The following is a 13,880-nucleotide window of genomic DNA, read 5'->3' as shown; positions in this document are numbered from 1 at the left end:
AAAACAGTGCGCAGGAAACGTAATTGGCGTGCTCCTGCTCCTCAGCAATAGATCGCGTCACTCCATTACCCCCGAAAGTGGTAATGGGACAAAGGCATTGACGCCTCGTCATCGATCTAGGGAAATGAAAAAGGCCCTGCTCAGCAGGGCCTTGATAAAGATCGGAAGATACGAGGGATTCGCGCGCGGTGGATCGCGTGGATCGCGGCGGACCTCAGTGCAGCTCGGAGACACCGGCGACGGGCCAGCTCATCCGGATGGTTCCGCCCGATTCCCCACTGGTCACCTCGACGTCGTCGACGAGCCCGGTGATCACTGCGAGCCCCATCTCGTCCTCCGCCTCACCGTCGGACTCCAGGACGGCGGTCATGCCGGACACGGCGTCGGACCCGCCTCCGGACGGGCCGGGGACCTCGTCGCCGACCTCGATGGAGAACACCTTCTCGTCCTCGGTCAGCACGACCCGGACGGGCCCGGTCAGCCCGTTGAGCCGATGGAGTCCGACGGCACGCGAACAGGCCTCGCCCACGGCGAGGCGGACCTCGTCGAGGACGGCTTCCTCCACACCGACCCGGCGCGCCACGGCAGCCGCTACCAGGCGGGCCGTCCGGACGTGTTCGGGCTGGGCGCTGAAGCGCAGTTCAACGGTGGCCATGCGCGTCCCCCTCGGACTACGGGCGTGCCTTGACAGGGGCCCGGGCCAACCATGGCCCGGTACCCCCGCTCTCCTTGTCGGCGCCCTGCCGCCCGAAGGCCGCGGGGAGCCGCTCGGAGCCGTCAGTCAGTGGCGTTGACGGCGTCTTCCACAGTGGTGTGGATCGGAAACACCTTGGTCAGACCGGTGATGCGGAAGATCTTCAGGATGCGCTCCTGGTTGCACACCAGACGGAGCGAGCCCTCGTGCGCACGGACGCGCTTGAGGCCTCCCACAAGCACACCGAGGCCGGTGGAGTCGAGGAAGTCCACTCGCTCCATGTCGACAACCAAGTGGTAGCTGCCGTCGTTCACCAACTCGACCAACTGCTCGCGCAGCTTGGGCGCGGTATACACATCAATCTCGCCACCGACCTCCACGACCGTACGGTCGCCGACAGTGCGAGTCGACAGGGACAGGTCCACGGATCCTCCAGCACCTTGCTATCGAGCGACGCCCCCTCACCCGAAGGTAGGCGAGGGATTGGCTGCCGCGATGGCATTCAATCACTTACCGGCAGGCGCGCACGACGCCTTCGGACCATTGTCCCGCACGCCGGTGACACACTCGGTTCCGATGGCCGACACTCACGGTCCCGGACGGCCCACGGCGCCCGCGGACCCTCGACCCACCCCCGACACGGTCCTGGACCGTCTGTCACGGGGGCCTTCCCGTGCTGCGCGCATCACCCATACGGAGCACTTGCCCCCTCGGGCGGGTCGTCATGCAGTCTGGCCCGACCGCATCCGAACGGACGTCGTAGCCGCGATCCGATCGGCCGGAATCGACCATCCGTGGGAACACCAGGCCGCGGCGGCCGAGCTCGCCCTCGACGGAACGTCCGTGGTCGTGGCCACCGGCACCGCCTCGGGCAAGTCCCTGGCCTACCTCGCGCCCGTGCTGTCCGCCCTGGCGGACGGCGCCGAGGCCCCGAACGGCCGGGGGGCGACCGCCCTGTACCTGGCCCCCACCAAGGCCCTGGCGGCCGACCAGCGGCGCGCCGTACGGGAACTGGCCGCTCCGCTGGGCAACGCCGTACGCCCCGCCGTCTACGACGGGGACACGCCCGTCGAGGAACGCGAGTGGGTCCGCCAGTACGCGAACTACGTCCTCACCAACCCCGACATGCTGCACCGCGGGATCCTCCCGGCCCACCCGCGCTGGTCCTCCTTCCTGCGGGCGCTGCGCTACGTCGTGATCGACGAGTGCCACACCTACCGCGGGGTCTTCGGCTCCCACGTGGCGCAGGTCCTGCGCCGGCTGCGGCGGCTGTGCGCCCGCTACGGCGCGGACCCGGTCTTCCTGCTGGCCTCCGCCACCGCGAGCGACCCGGCGGCGGCCGCGTCCCGGCTGACCGGCGTACGGGTGATCGAGATCACCGACGACGCCTCACCGCGCGGCGAGCTGGTCTTCGCCCTGTGGGAGCCGCCGCTACTCACCGAGCTGCGGGGCGAGAAGGGCGCTCCCGTACGCCGTACGGCCACCGCGGAGACGGCCGACCTGCTGACCGACCTGGTCGTCCAGGGGGTCCGTACGGTCGCCTTCGTCCGCTCCCGGCGCGGCGCCGAACTGATCTCCGTCATCACCCAGGAACGGCTCGCGTCGGTCGACCGGTCGCTGCCCCGCCGGGTTGCCGCCTACCGGGGCGGCTACCTCCCCGAGGAGCGCCGGGCCCTGGAGTGGGCCCTGCACTCCGGGGAGCTGCTCGGGCTGGCTGCCACGACGGCCCTGGAGCTGGGCGTGGACGTCTCGGGCCTGGACGCCGTCCTGATCACCGGCTATCCGGGCACCAGGGCCTCCCTGTGGCAGCAGGCCGGCCGCGCCGGGCGCTCGGGCCAGGGCGCCCTGGCCGTGCTGATCGCCCGCGACGACCCGCTGGACACCTACCTCGTCCACCACCCGGAGGCGCTGTTCCGCCAACCGGTGGAAGCCACCGTCCTGGACCCCGACAACCCGTACGTCCTCGCCCCCCACCTGTGCGCGGCGGCGGCCGAGCTACCGCTGACCGACGCGGACCTGGACCTCTTCGGCCCGGCGACCAAGGAGCTCCTTCCCCAGCTCGAAGCAGCGAAGCTGCTGCGCCGCCGGGCGACCGCCTGGCACTGGACCCGCCGGGAACGGGCCTCGGACCTGACCGACATCCGGGGCGGCGGCGGCCGCCCGGTGCAGATCGTCGAGGCCACGACCGGCCGGCTGCTGGGCACGGTCGACGAGTCGGCGGCCCACACCGCCGTCCACGAGGGGGCCGTCCACCTCCACCAGGGCCGCACGTACCTCGTGAAGCACCTGGACCTGGAGGACTCCGTGGCCCTCGTGGAGCAAGCCGACCCGCCCTTCTCCACCACGGCCCGTGACACCACCTCCATTTCCATCCTGGAGACCGAGACCCAGATCCCGTGGGGCTCGGCCCGGCTCTGCTTCGGCTCCGTCGAGGTCACCAACCAGGTCGTCTCCTACCTGCGCCGCAAGCTGATCACCGGCGAGGTGCTGGGCGAGGCCAAGCTCGACCTGCCGCCCCGCACCCTGCGCACCCGGGCCGTGTGGTGGACCGTGACCGAGGACCAGCTCGACGAGGCCCGGATCAATCCGGAGATCCTCGGCGGCGCGCTGCACGCCGCCGAACACGCCTCCATCGGCATGCTCCCGCTCTTCGCCACCTGCGACCGCTGGGACATCGGCGGCGTCTCGGTGCCGCTGCATCCCGACACCCTCCTCCCCACGGTCTTCGTCTACGACGGCCACCCCGGCGGCGCCGGCTTCGCAGAGCGCGCCTTCCGCACGGCCCGCGCCTGGCTGACGGCCACCCGGGACGCGATCGCCGCCTGCGAGTGCGAGTCCGGTTGCCCTTCCTGCATCCAGTCCCCCAAGTGCGGCAACGGCAACGAGCCCCTCCACAAGCGCGGCGCCATCCGCCTCCTGACCCGCCTCCTCTCCGAATCCCCGCCGGCCCCGGCCGCCGAGGCCTGACGGAATCCACCGGGGGAAAACCGGTGGGGGCGGAAGCCGGTGGAGCCTGACGCAGCCCTGCCGGCGGTCCTCGGTCCGCGGCCCGCGCCTCCGGTCTCAGCCCGGACGCGGGCCGGGCGGGCCCGCCCGGGCCCGGATCGCCGGGGTGAAGGGGCCCGCCGCGACCCGTGCGGTGACCTCGGCGACCTCTCCCCGGAGCAGGCACCCGCCCAGCGCCGCGCCCTGCGCCCGGGCCACCCGCAGGGCCGCCGCGCACGCCGGCCCCGGCCCGTGCGCCCAGGTTGCCGCCGCCGCGAGCGCCGCCAGGTCGGCGGCCGCCGCCGCGCGGTGGCGGGCCACGACGGCCTGGCCGAGCAGCAGCACGCCGCCGAACACCGCAGCCAGCACCGTCGCCACCAGTGCCGCCCAGACCGTGGCAGACCCCCGGTCCCGGCTCATGGCGGCGGCCCCACGCTGTCCTCCGCCAGGGCCACCGCCTGCGCGCCCAGCCGTACCTGCGGCCCGCCGGGCCCCGGCGCCGGCGCCACCACGCGGACCCGCCAGAGGTCGCCCACCCGGGCCAGCTCCACCCGCGCGCCCTCCGGAGCAGCCGCCCGGGCCGCCTCCTCCACCACTTCCACCGGTTCCGACCTGGCCGCCGCCCGGGCACCGGCCCGGGCCGCGTCCACGCACCGGATCTGCGCGGCCGCCGCCGTCAGCGCCCACACCAGCAGCGCCGCGAACAGCACCAGCGCCGGGATCACGAGGGCGGCCTCCGCCGTCACATATCCCCGGTCCGACTTTCCACGGAGACCCCCTGACCCACCCTCAGAACGGCACATCGAGCGCCTTTCCGATGGTCGACTGCAGGGCCGTGGCAACGACTTCACTCGTCACCACCTTGTAGAGGACGGCAGCGAATGCGCAGGCCGCGATCGTGCCCATGGCGTATTCCGAGGTGGACATCCCCGCATCGCTCCTGCGTCCCCTCAGCACCTTCCGCACACGAAACCAGATGATCCTCATGACAACCTCCTGTGGATTTCTGCTGTTGATGTCTGTGGTCAATGCGACTTCAGGTGTTCGAGAGAAGTCCCGAGGCCATACCGATCACCACCGGCGCGACCCCGATCGCGAGAAAAGCCGGGAGAAAACACAGCCCCACCGGCGCCGTGACGAGGACCGCCGCCCGCTGCGCCCGCGCCCCCGCACTCCGGGCGTGGTCCTCCCGCAGGCCGGACGCGAGCCGGGAGACCGGCTCCGCCGCGGGCGCCCCCGTCCGGGCCGCCCGCTCCAGGCATTCCGCGAGAGCCCGGGCGCCGGGTATCTCCGCCAACCTCCCCCACCCGGATCCCGGTTCACCGCCGAGCCGCAGCTCCGCTCCGGCCCTCGCAAGCCGCTCCCCCACCGGGCCGCCCAGCGACTCCCCGACCACCTCGGCGGCCTCCACCGGGCCCGCCCCGGCCGCCAGGCACGCGGCCAACAGATCTGCGGCAAACGGCAGCTGACGCTCCGCCTCCTTCAGGTCTACTCCGCCCTGCGGCCCGACCCTGGACCGCCACCGCCGCACGCCGAGCGCGGCCAGGCCGCCCACGGCCACACCCGCCACGCCACCGACGAGCACCCAGCCCGCCAGCAGCGCCCCGGCCGGACCGGCCCACACCGCCACCGCGCCGCGCACCGCGGAGCCGAACACCGGCCCCCGCAGTCCCGGTTCCACCCCCAGCAGGGCCACGGCCCTGCGCCGGGCCGCCCGCGACCGGATCCGCGCGGTCACCGCTCTCACCGTCCACAGCGCCGCCACCGCCAGGCACACGGCGATCCCCAGCCTGTGGACGAGGCACCCGGCCATCACCGCTCCCCCGTCCGGACGATCCGCCGGCACCACAGCAGTCCCAGCGCCTCCAGCACGCCGCCCGCCACCAGACACCCCCAACCCATCGGCGTGTGCAGCAGCACCCGCAGCGGATCCGCGCCCAGGCCCGTGCCGATCAGCAGACCCACCAGCGGCAGCAGGGCCAGCACCAGCACCGTCGACCGCGCCCCCGCCAACTGGGCCCGCATCGACTCCTGCCGGTCCCGCTCGGCCCTCAGCGCTCCCTCCAACCGCTCCAGTCCGGCTGCCAGGCCCGCACCGCCGTCCACCGACACCCGCCAGCAGGCGGCCATCCCGGCCAGCCCCTGCGCACCGGGCTCCCGCGCCGCCTGGCGCAACGCACCGGACACGTCCCCGCCGAAGGCCGCCGCGGCCAGGACCCCCGTCTCCACCGCTCCCGGGCCGCCGGGCCCGACGGCCGTGCGCCGCATCGCCGCTGTCAGGGCCTGCCCCGGCTGGGCTCCCGCCCGCAGCTCGCCCACCACCGCCCCGCACAGGGCCACCACCTCGGCGGCCCGCGCGGCCCGGGCCCGCTCCCGCGCCCGTACCCGCAGCCACCGCCGTACCAGCGGGACCGCAGCCGCCCCCGCCAGCAACGGGATCACCGACCCGCCGAGCGCAGCGACCACCAGCCCGGCCCCGAGGCAGGACCACTCCCGCCACCGCGCCGCCCGCACCCGTACGGCGATCAGCAACCGCTCCCGGCGCAGTGGCCCACCCGGAACCACCGGAGCACCCGCGGCGAGCACCACCCGGGCCCGCCGGGACACCCGGTCGCCCCCGGCCAGACCCCAAACTGCCGCTCCGGCGCACAGCACCCCGGCGAACAGCGGCACCGGTAGCGCGGCTGCCGCGTTCACCGGGCACCGCGCAGCAGTGGGCGAAGCCGTTCCCAGCCGCGCTCCCGTACGAAGCCCCGCGCGGCCCACCGCAGCGCCGGTACGGTGACCACCAGCCCGGCGGCGTCCCGCTCCAGCACGTGCACCTCGGCCAGTCGGCGCCGGCCCTCCCGGTCCCGGACCAGGTGGAGCACCAGGGTCAGGGCCGCGGCCAACTGGCTGTGCAGAGCCGCCCGATCGAGCCCCGCGGCCGTCCCCAGCGCTTCCAGCCGTGCGGGCACATGGGCCGCGGCATTGGCGTGGACCGTCCCGCAGCCCCCCTCGTGCCCGGTGTTCAGGGCGGCGAGCAGGTCCGCCACCTCCGCGCCCCGCACCTCGCCCACCACCAGCCGGTCGGGCCGCATCCGCAGCGCCTGGCGGACCAGGTCCGCCAGGGTGACCAGGCCCGCCCCCTCCTGGTTGGCCGGCCGGGTCTCCAGCCGCACCACATGCGGATGGTCGGGACGCAGCTCGGCCGAATCCTCGGCCAGGACGATCCGCTCGCCGGGCCCGACCAGCCCCAACAGGGCGCTGAGCAGAGTGGTCTTGCCGGTCCCCGTCCCACCGGAGACGAGGAACGACAGGCGGGCCTCGACCATGTCCCGGAGCAGTCGGTGCCCGCCGGGCGGCAGGGTCCCCGCGGCGACGAGCTCCTCCAGCGTGAAGGCCCGCGGGCGCACCACCCGTAGCGAGAGGCAGGCCGACCCGACCGAGACCGGGGGCAGCACGGCATGCAACCGGGTCCCGTCGGGCATCCGGGCGTCCGCCCAGGGCCGGGCGTCGTCCAGGCGCCGGCCCGCCACGGCAGCCAGCCGCTGGGCGAGCCTGCGCACGGCTTCCGCATCGGCGAAGGTCACCCCGGTCAACTCCAGGCCGCCGCCCCGGTCCACCCACACCCGGTCGGGGGCCGCCACCAGCACGTCGGTGACCTCCGGGTCGGCGAGCAGCGGCTCCAGCGGGCCCGCCCCGACCAGCTCCGACCGTAACTCGGCGGCCACCCCCAGCACTTCGGCGTCCCCGAGCAGCCTGCCCTGGGCCCGCAGGGCGGCCGCCACCCGCGCCGGGGTCGGTTCCGCCCCGGTCTCGGCAAGGCGTCGGCGCACCGCGTCCAGGAGTACCGCGCTCATGCCGGCACCCCCTGGGCGGAGCCGAGGGCCCGCTGCCAGAAGCCGTCGCAGAAGCGGGCCAGGGCACTGCGCCCCTGCGCCCCCGGCGGTTCCCCCTCGGCCACCCGCCCCGGGAGTCCCACCTCGACCGGCACCTCCCCGGCCAGCGGCGCCCCCAACAGCCCGGCAACGGCCTCCGGATCGAGACCGCCCGGGCAACGTCCCCGTACGACGACGCGCACGTCCCGGGACACCATCCGCACCCCGGCCGCCACCCGCCCCGCGGCGGCCACCGACCGCAACTCGCCCGGCACCACCATCAGCACCAGGTCGAGCTGGGCCAGCACCTCGGCCACGGCTTCGTCGACGCGCCGCGGGAGGTCGACCACCACCACCCCGCCCCGGCGGCGCGCGGCGGCAACCACGGACCGGATGGCCGCGGGCGGCACCACCACCCGGTCCCCGCGGTCCCAGCTGAGCACGCGCAGGGCGTGCAGCTCGGGCAGGGACTCCTCCAGCGCTCCGGCGCCCACCCGGCCCCGCGAGGCCGCGAAGTCGGGCCAGCGCAGCCCTTCGGCACTCTCGCCGCCGAGCAGGACGTCCATGCCCCCGCCCAGCGGGTCGCCGTCGATGAGGATGGTCCGCTCACCGGCGTGGGCGGCCCGCAGGGCGAGCGCGCACGCGAGGGTGGACGCTCCGGCGCCGCCGCTGCCGCCGATCACCCCCACGGTGAGGGCGGGCCGCCCGGCACCCTCCACGACATCGGCGATGCGGTCGACGAGCAGGCTCTCGGCATCCGGGAGCCGCAGCACCTCCTCGGCGCCGATCTCCACCGCCCGCTGCCACACCTGGGGGTCGTCCAGCTCGCGGCCGACGAGGAACACCCCGGCCCTGCGCGGCGCCCCTCGCACCCGTCGGGCGGCGTCGTCGCCCACCAGCACGAGCGGAGCGGTTTCCCATCCCACGCTCCCCGCCGCCCCGCCCTCCGGCGTCCCGGCCGTCCCGTCCGTCCCGGCCGTCCCGGCTGACGCCTCCATCGCGTGCGCCCCGGCTGCCCAGGCCCGCTCGGGAAGCCCGTGGTGCACATGCGGTTCGGCACCTGCCGCGGCGCACAGCCTCAGCAGATCGTCGAGCAGCAGCGGGTCCTCGGTGATGATCAGCGGCCGCCCGCCGCCGGGTGCGGATCCGGCCACGGAACCGGGGCCGAGGCCCACCCCGGCCCTCGTCCCCCTTCCGCCGACCACGGACTCCGGCGTTTCACACGACTTCGATCGCGCCACGATCTCCGCCCCCTTCTCACTGCAAATGCTTCCGCCACGGACTTCGCGGCTGGAATCACCGTGCAGCGATCAGGAAAAACAAGTGGATCTTGCTCGATAACTGTGGACAACCCATCGATTGTGAATAACCCGGTCACCCTCACAGGTGAGTTCCGGAGCGCGGCGGAACCATCACGCAGCGTCACGAGTCTGATGTGGAGAGGGCCTTCGCGACGTCGGCCCCACACAAGGGGAAGGGCCGGAGGATGGTCACTTGGGGCCGAAGGCAGGGACGCAAACCGCGTCCGGACATGCGACGACCCCCGCCGGGGGGGAGAGCGGGGGTCGTCCCCACGGTCCGACTCGGGGGGGGAGGAGCCAGACCGGGTTAGCACGGTCGCGAACGATCCGTGACTTCCATGGTGTACCCGAGAGCCTTCTCAGGCAAACCCACGCGCCACACCTTACGCCGAATGGTGGGCGCATATGCTCGGGGCGTGGAAAATCAGCCCTTGCCGCACTCCTCGCCTCGCACCGCAGCCTTCTTCGACCTGGACAAGACGGTCATTGCGAAGTCGAGCACCTTGACGTTCAGCAAGTCCTTCTACCAAGGCGGCCTGATCAACCGGCGAGCCGTGTTGCGCACCGCGTACACGCAGTTCATCTTCCTGGCCGGCGGCGCCGACCACGATCAGATGGAACGGATGCGGGAGTACCTGTCCGCCCTCTGCAAGGGGTGGAACGTGCAGCAGGTGCGGGAGATCGTCGCGGAGACCCTGCACGACCTCATCGACCCGATCATCTATGACGAGGCCGCGTCCCTGATCGAGGCCCACCACACCGCGGGCCGCGACGTGGTGATCGTGTCCACCTCCGGAGCGGAGGTCGTCGAGCCCATCGGGGAGATGCTCGGCGCGGACCGGGTCGTCGCCACCCGCATGGTCGTGGGTGAGGACGGTTGCTTCACCGGAGAGATCGAGTACTACGCCTACGGGCCCACCAAGGCCGAAGCCGTACGGGAACTCGCCGAGTCCGAGGGGTACGACCTCACCCGGTGCTACGCCTACAGCGACTCGGCGACCGACATCCCCATGCTCGAAGCCGTCGGACACCCGCACGCCGTCAACCCCGACCGGGCGCTGCGGCGGGAGGCCGTGGCACGCGAGTGGCCGGCCCTCGTCTTCAACCGGCCCGTGCGGCTCAAGCAGCGCCTCCCCGGGCTGTCCATGCCGACCCGGCCGGCCCTGGTCGCCGCCGCGGCCGTGGGTGCGGCAGCCGCCACTGCGGGGCTGGTCTGGTACGCGAGCCGGCGTCGGGCTCACGCCCTGGCCGCCACCCGCTCTGCCTGAATGTCCCGACCTGCACCGATAAGAACTGTCCGGTTCGCCCTCGGTCGTCCCGGAAAGTAAAAAGTGGAGCCAGGGGTTTCGCATGGCTCCGAAGCGGAGTACAAATAAAGCAACGGCCCGCGAGACCAAAGAACATCCGAGAGGATCATCTTTAAAACGCAGTAAGGCCCACGGACCGAAGCATGAGCGCCGAGCACCCACGCGACGTCGACCCGTCGATTACGGGCCAGCCGCACCAGGTAACGGGCAAAGACCCCGACCTGATGGGCATATATCGAGGACGCTTGGTAACTGGGCGTAAATGCCAGCGGCGACACCAAAGCTAGACGGTGTCGCCGCAACCCATGTCCGCGAGGGCCGGACGGACGCGCTCAGGCCGCGCCGCGCTGGAGGGCCTCGCAGACCGCCGTCGACTCGCGGACACCCAGTTCGATCGCCCGCCCGCAGTGCGCGATCCAGGCGGCCATCCCCTCCGGGGTCCCGGAGACGTAGCCCTCGAAGGCGGCCAGATAGGCCTCGGTCCCCTGTTCGGCGTGACCGACCTCCGCCGGGCAGATCGCCTTCGGGTCCAGACCGCTGTTGATCAGCACGATCCGCTCGGCCGCCCGCGCCACGAGGCCGTTGTACGAGGCGAACGGGCGCAGGGCCAGCAGCTCGCCGTGCACCACCGCCGCCGTGATCAGAGCCGGGGCGGAGCCGCCGGCGATGATCAGGCGGGAGAGTCCGTCCAGCCGGCCCGCGACCTCCTCGGCGCTCGGCAGCGGGAGTTCCACCAGGGGCTCGACCACCGGCTCGCCCGCCAACCGGGGGCGGCCCACGACATCGCCGTCCGCTGTCGACCCGCACGCCACCAGGTGCAGCCGCGCCAGGACCCGTAGCGGCGACTGGCGCCAGATGCTGAGCAGTTGGCCGGCCTCCGCCGTCAGCCGCAGCGCCGCGCCCACCGTCAACGCCTCCGGCTCCGATCCGAAGTCGGTCCGGCGGCGCACCTCCTCCAGCGCCCAGTCCGCGCCGGACAGCGCCGCGCTCCCGCGGGCGCCGCGCAGGGCGGCCTCCGAGGTGATCTCGCCGCTGCGGCGGCGCATCACGCGGTGCCCGTAGACCCGGTCCACGGCCTTGCGTACGGAATCCACGGACTCGACGACACCCGGGAGCCCGGCCAGGGGGGCCAGCGGGTCAGAAGCGCTACTCATAAGTAGGGAGCCTACGCACTGCGCACCCTCAGCACCGACCCCTCCTTGGAGTGGTCTTCTTCACTCACCTTGACAACACCCTGCTATCAACCCACTACGCTTGGTGAACATGAAGATCGCTTTCGTGGGAAAGGGCGGCAGCGGCAAGACGACCCTGTCCTCCCTCTTCATCCGCCACCTCGCAGCCAATGAAGCCCCTGTCGTCGCGGTGGACGCCGACATCAACCAGCACCTGGGCGCCGCGCTCGGACTCACCGAGGAGGAGGCCGCCGAGCTGCCCGCCCTGGGCGCTCACCTGCCCCTGATCAAGGAGTACCTGCGGGGCTCCAATCCGCGCATCGCGTCCGCCGACACGATGATCAAGACCACCCCGCCCGGGCGCGGCTCGCGCCTGCTGCGGGTCACCGAGGACAACCCGGTCTACGAGGCCTGCGCGCGCACGCTCGTGCTCGACGGGGAGCCCGTCCGGCTCATGGCCACGGGGCCGTTCACCGAGGCCGATCTGGGCGTGGCGTGCTACCACTCCAAGGTCGGGGCGGTCGAGCTCTGCCTGAACCACCTGGTCGACGGACCGGACGAGTACGTGGTCGTCGACATGACGGCCGGCTCGGACTCCTTCGCCTCGGGCATGTTCACGCGCTTCGACGTGACCTTCCTGGTCGCCGAGCCGACCCGCAAGGGCGTCTCCGTCTACCGCCAGTACAAGGAGTACGCGCGGGACTTCGGGGTCGCGCTCAAGGTCATCGGCAACAAGGTGCAGGGGCCCGAGGACATCGAGTTCCTCCAGGACGAGGTGGGCGAGGACCTGCTGGTCACCGTGGGGCACTCCGACTGGGTACGGGCGATGGAGAAGGGCCGGCCGGCCCCCTTCGACCTGCTGGAGGCGTCGAACCGGTTCGCCCTCCAGGAGCTCCAGGACGCCGCCGACGACTCGTACGCCCACCGCGACTGGGCCCGGTACACCCAGCAGATGGTGAGCTTCCATCTCAAGAACGCGGAGAGCTGGGGCAACACCAAGACCGGGGTCGATCTGGCGGACCAGGTCGACCCCGACTTCGTCCTGCACGAGGGGACCGAGGTGCTCGTCAGCCCTCGTCCCCACTCTCCTCGGCCGGCTCCGCAGCCGGCTTGACGCCCGCGGGGGCGGCCGGCTTGGCCGGCGGCCCCGCGGTCAGGAACTTGGACCAGCCCTCCTTCGGCGTCTCGCCGACGTCGAGGGTGCGCATCCACTCCAGGGCCTTGGGGTCCTGCGCGTCCAGCCAGTCCACCAGCTCGCGGAAGGGGACGCAGCGGACCTCCTTCTGGGTGCACATGGTCTTGATGGACTCCTCGACGGCGCGCATGTAGGTGCCGCCGTTCCAGGACTCGAAGTGGTTGCCGATGATCAACGGCGCACGGTTGCCCTGGTAGACGCGGTCGAAGGCCTGACTCAGGCCGTCACGCATCTGCTCGCCCCAGTACGCGTGCTGCGAAGGGTCGCCCTGGGAGGTCGTCCCGGACTGGTTGACCATGTAGTTGTAGTCCATGCTCAAGGTGTCGAAGGCGCGCCCCGGCATGGGCACCAGCTGGAGCGGGATGTCCCAGAGACCGTCCGTCTTCTTGGGCCAGATCTGCTTGCTGATGCCACTGGAGTCGTAGCGGAAGCCCATGTCCTTCGCCGCCAGCATGAAGTTCTTCTGGCCTTCGAGGCAGGGGGTGCGGGCGCCGATGAGCTCCTTGTCATAGTCGAAGGGGAGCGCCGCCTGGTCCTTCAGACCGGAGTTGGTCCGCCAGTTCTTGACGAAGGACTTCGCCTGGTTGATCTCGCTCTTCCACTCGTCCACGGACCAGGTGCCGACGCCGCCGTCGGGGCCGCAGAAGTGGCCGTTGAAGTGGGTGCCGATCTCGTTGCCCTCCAGCCAGGCCGCGCGGACCTGGGTGGCGGTGTCCTTGATCCCCTGGAGGTCGCCGAAGCCGATGTCGGAGCGGCCGGGCGAGTGCTGGGGCGCCGTGTAGAGGGAGCTCTTCTCCTCCGGGAGCATGTACACCCCGCTGAGGAAGTACGTCATGCGGGCGTTGTACTTCTTGCCGACCTCGCGGAAGTGCGAGAAGAGCTTCTGGCTGTCCTCGCCGGCGCCGTCCCACGAGAACACCACGAACTGCGGCGGCTTTTCACCGGGCTTCAGCTTCTGCGGCTTCTGTACGTTCGGCTGCGCACCCGTGTACGCGGTCGAGCCGTCTCCGATGGGTCGGTTCACACTGCCGGGCGCCTCCGGGGCGGCGGGTCCCTTCAGCGCGTTCTGGGCCCCTGGAGCCGGGGACTTGGCGGGTTCCGAGATGCTGCACCCGGCGGCTCCAAGGACCAGCGCCGTGGCGACCAGGCCGCCGGCGATCTTCTTCGTGGCGGCGATCATCCGCCCCACCTCTCCCTCGCAGTTCCATCGCAGGACTTCCGCGCCGCAACGTCCCATGCGGTCTGCTTTGAGGAAGGTATGACAAGCCGGACAAAATGCTTAATCACCCTTGCGTGGTAATTTGTCGGCTATTTGCCCGTATTATTCACCGCCCACCTTTACTCTCCATTACCATCCATTTACCGA

The 13,880-nt window shown here is 72.2% G+C and carries 14 protein-coding genes; 3 read left to right on the top strand and 11 right to left on the bottom strand.

Going from position 1 to position 13,880, the window contains the following annotated elements:
- Positions 1-214 precede the first annotated feature (214 nt).
- On the bottom strand, positions 215-655 hold the full coding sequence (locus IE257_RS24425; protein ID WP_189972034.1) for an ATP-binding protein: 441 nt from the start codon (positions 653-655) through the stop codon (positions 215-217).
- Positions 656-777: 122 nt separating this feature from the next.
- On the bottom strand, positions 778-1,119 hold the full coding sequence (gene bldG / locus IE257_RS24420; protein WP_008743037.1) for an anti-sigma factor antagonist BldG: 342 nt from the start codon (positions 1,117-1,119) through the stop codon (positions 778-780).
- Between the two features lie 70 nt (positions 1,120-1,189).
- On the opposite strand from bldG, the gene sftH reads away from it, so the two are divergent.
- On the top strand, positions 1,190-3,661 hold the full coding sequence (sftH, locus tag IE257_RS24415; RefSeq protein ID WP_189972032.1) for a DEAD/DEAH box helicase: 2,472 nt from the start codon (positions 1,190-1,192) through the stop codon (positions 3,659-3,661).
- A 96-nt stretch (positions 3,662-3,757) separates the two neighbouring features.
- Here sftH and IE257_RS24410 read toward each other — a convergent pair whose 3' ends face one another.
- From IE257_RS24410 to ssd, 7 genes are read right to left on the bottom strand one after another with little or no spacing between them, the layout of a single operon-like run.
- Complete coding sequence (locus IE257_RS24410) at positions 3,758-4,099, bottom strand: Rv3654c family TadE-like protein (RefSeq protein ID WP_189972030.1); 342 nt, start codon at positions 4,097-4,099, stop codon at positions 3,758-3,760.
- Positions 4,096-4,482: a TadE family type IV pilus minor pilin gene (locus IE257_RS24405; protein WP_189972028.1), complete on the bottom strand. Its 387-nt coding sequence runs from the start codon at positions 4,480-4,482 to the stop codon at positions 4,096-4,098. The genes IE257_RS24410 and IE257_RS24405 overlap by 4 nt, the downstream gene beginning before the upstream one ends.
- Complete coding sequence (locus tag IE257_RS24400; RefSeq protein WP_189972027.1) at positions 4,469-4,666, bottom strand: DUF4244 domain-containing protein; 198 nt, start codon at positions 4,664-4,666, stop codon at positions 4,469-4,471. Before IE257_RS24400 ends, IE257_RS24405 begins: the two co-directional genes overlap by 14 nt.
- 49 nt (positions 4,667-4,715) lie before the next feature.
- The gene (locus IE257_RS24395; protein WP_189972024.1) at positions 4,716-5,492 is read right to left on the bottom strand and encodes a type II secretion system F family protein; all 777 of its coding nucleotides are present in this window, start codon (positions 5,490-5,492) and stop codon (positions 4,716-4,718) included.
- Entirely contained in the window at positions 5,492-6,376 is an 885-nt protein-coding gene (locus tag IE257_RS24390) for a type II secretion system F family protein (RefSeq protein ID WP_229920631.1), read from the bottom strand. Before IE257_RS24390 ends, IE257_RS24395 begins: the two co-directional genes overlap by 1 nt.
- Positions 6,373-7,521, bottom strand: a complete 1,149-nt coding sequence (locus IE257_RS24385; RefSeq protein WP_189972006.1) for a TadA family conjugal transfer-associated ATPase — start codon at positions 7,519-7,521, stop codon at positions 6,373-6,375. Before IE257_RS24385 ends, IE257_RS24390 begins: the two co-directional genes overlap by 4 nt.
- On the bottom strand, positions 7,518-8,693 hold the full coding sequence (ssd, locus tag IE257_RS24380) for a septum site-determining protein Ssd (RefSeq protein ID WP_229920630.1): 1,176 nt from the start codon (positions 8,691-8,693) through the stop codon (positions 7,518-7,520). The genes IE257_RS24385 and ssd overlap by 4 nt, the downstream gene beginning before the upstream one ends.
- A 539-nt stretch (positions 8,694-9,232) precedes the next feature.
- On the opposite strand from ssd, the gene IE257_RS24375 reads away from it, so the two are divergent.
- Positions 9,233-10,108: an HAD family hydrolase gene (locus tag IE257_RS24375; protein ID WP_189972002.1), complete on the top strand. Its 876-nt coding sequence runs from the start codon at positions 9,233-9,235 to the stop codon at positions 10,106-10,108.
- Positions 10,109-10,479: 371 nt separating this feature from the next.
- Here IE257_RS24375 and IE257_RS24370 read toward each other — a convergent pair whose 3' ends face one another.
- Positions 10,480-11,301, bottom strand: a complete 822-nt coding sequence (locus IE257_RS24370) for a Fic family protein (protein ID WP_189972000.1) — start codon at positions 11,299-11,301, stop codon at positions 10,480-10,482.
- Positions 11,302-11,410: 109 nt separating this feature from the next.
- Here IE257_RS24370 and IE257_RS24365 point away from each other — a divergent pair, with 109 nt between their 5' ends.
- Entirely contained in the window at positions 11,411-12,433 is a 1,023-nt protein-coding gene (locus tag IE257_RS24365) for an ATP-binding protein (RefSeq protein ID WP_189971998.1), read from the top strand.
- Here IE257_RS24365 and IE257_RS24360 read toward each other — a convergent pair.
- Positions 12,387-13,694, bottom strand: coding sequence for a polysaccharide deacetylase family protein (locus IE257_RS24360; protein WP_189971996.1), 1,308 nt, complete (start codon positions 13,692-13,694; stop codon positions 12,387-12,389). The two genes, IE257_RS24365 and IE257_RS24360, sit on opposite strands and share 47 nt — an antisense overlap.
- Between the last annotated feature and the right edge of the window lie 186 nt (positions 13,695-13,880).

This window comes from Streptomyces avidinii, from assembly GCF_014650695.1.
Lineage (GTDB): Bacteria > Actinomycetota > Actinomycetes > Streptomycetales > Streptomycetaceae > Streptomyces > Streptomyces avidinii.
This window is presented reverse-complemented; position numbering and strand designations above follow the sequence as displayed.

What these genes read in the sequence shown, in the direction of transcription:
- sftH (WP_189972032.1), top strand. Translation starts at nt 1,190, where the DNA reads ATGGCATTCAATCACTTACCGGCAGGCGCGCACGACGCCTTCGGACCA.
- IE257_RS24370 (WP_189972000.1), bottom strand. Translation starts at nt 11,301, where the DNA reads ATGAGTAGCGCTTCTGACCCGCTGGCCCCCCTGGCCGGGCTCCCGGGT.
- IE257_RS24425 (WP_189972034.1), bottom strand. Translation starts at nt 655, where the DNA reads ATGGCCACCGTTGAACTGCGCTTCAGCGCCCAGCCCGAACACGTCCGG.
- IE257_RS24395 (WP_189972024.1), bottom strand. Translation starts at nt 5,492, where the DNA reads ATGGCCGGGTGCCTCGTCCACAGGCTGGGGATCGCCGTGTGCCTGGCG.
- IE257_RS24410 (WP_189972030.1), bottom strand. Translation starts at nt 4,099, where the DNA reads ATGAGCCGGGACCGGGGGTCTGCCACGGTCTGGGCGGCACTGGTGGCG.
- IE257_RS24375 (WP_189972002.1), top strand. Translation starts at nt 9,233, where the DNA reads ATGGTGGGCGCATATGCTCGGGGCGTGGAAAATCAGCCCTTGCCGCAC.
- IE257_RS24385 (WP_189972006.1), bottom strand. Translation starts at nt 7,521, where the DNA reads ATGAGCGCGGTACTCCTGGACGCGGTGCGCCGACGCCTTGCCGAGACC.
- IE257_RS24405 (WP_189972028.1), bottom strand. Translation starts at nt 4,482, where the DNA reads ATGTGCCGTTCTGAGGGTGGGTCAGGGGGTCTCCGTGGAAAGTCGGAC.
- IE257_RS24360 (WP_189971996.1), bottom strand. Translation starts at nt 13,694, where the DNA reads ATGATCGCCGCCACGAAGAAGATCGCCGGCGGCCTGGTCGCCACGGCG.
- IE257_RS24400 (WP_189972027.1), bottom strand. Translation starts at nt 4,666, where the DNA reads ATGAGGATCATCTGGTTTCGTGTGCGGAAGGTGCTGAGGGGACGCAGG.
- IE257_RS24365 (WP_189971998.1), top strand. Translation starts at nt 11,411, where the DNA reads ATGAAGATCGCTTTCGTGGGAAAGGGCGGCAGCGGCAAGACGACCCTG.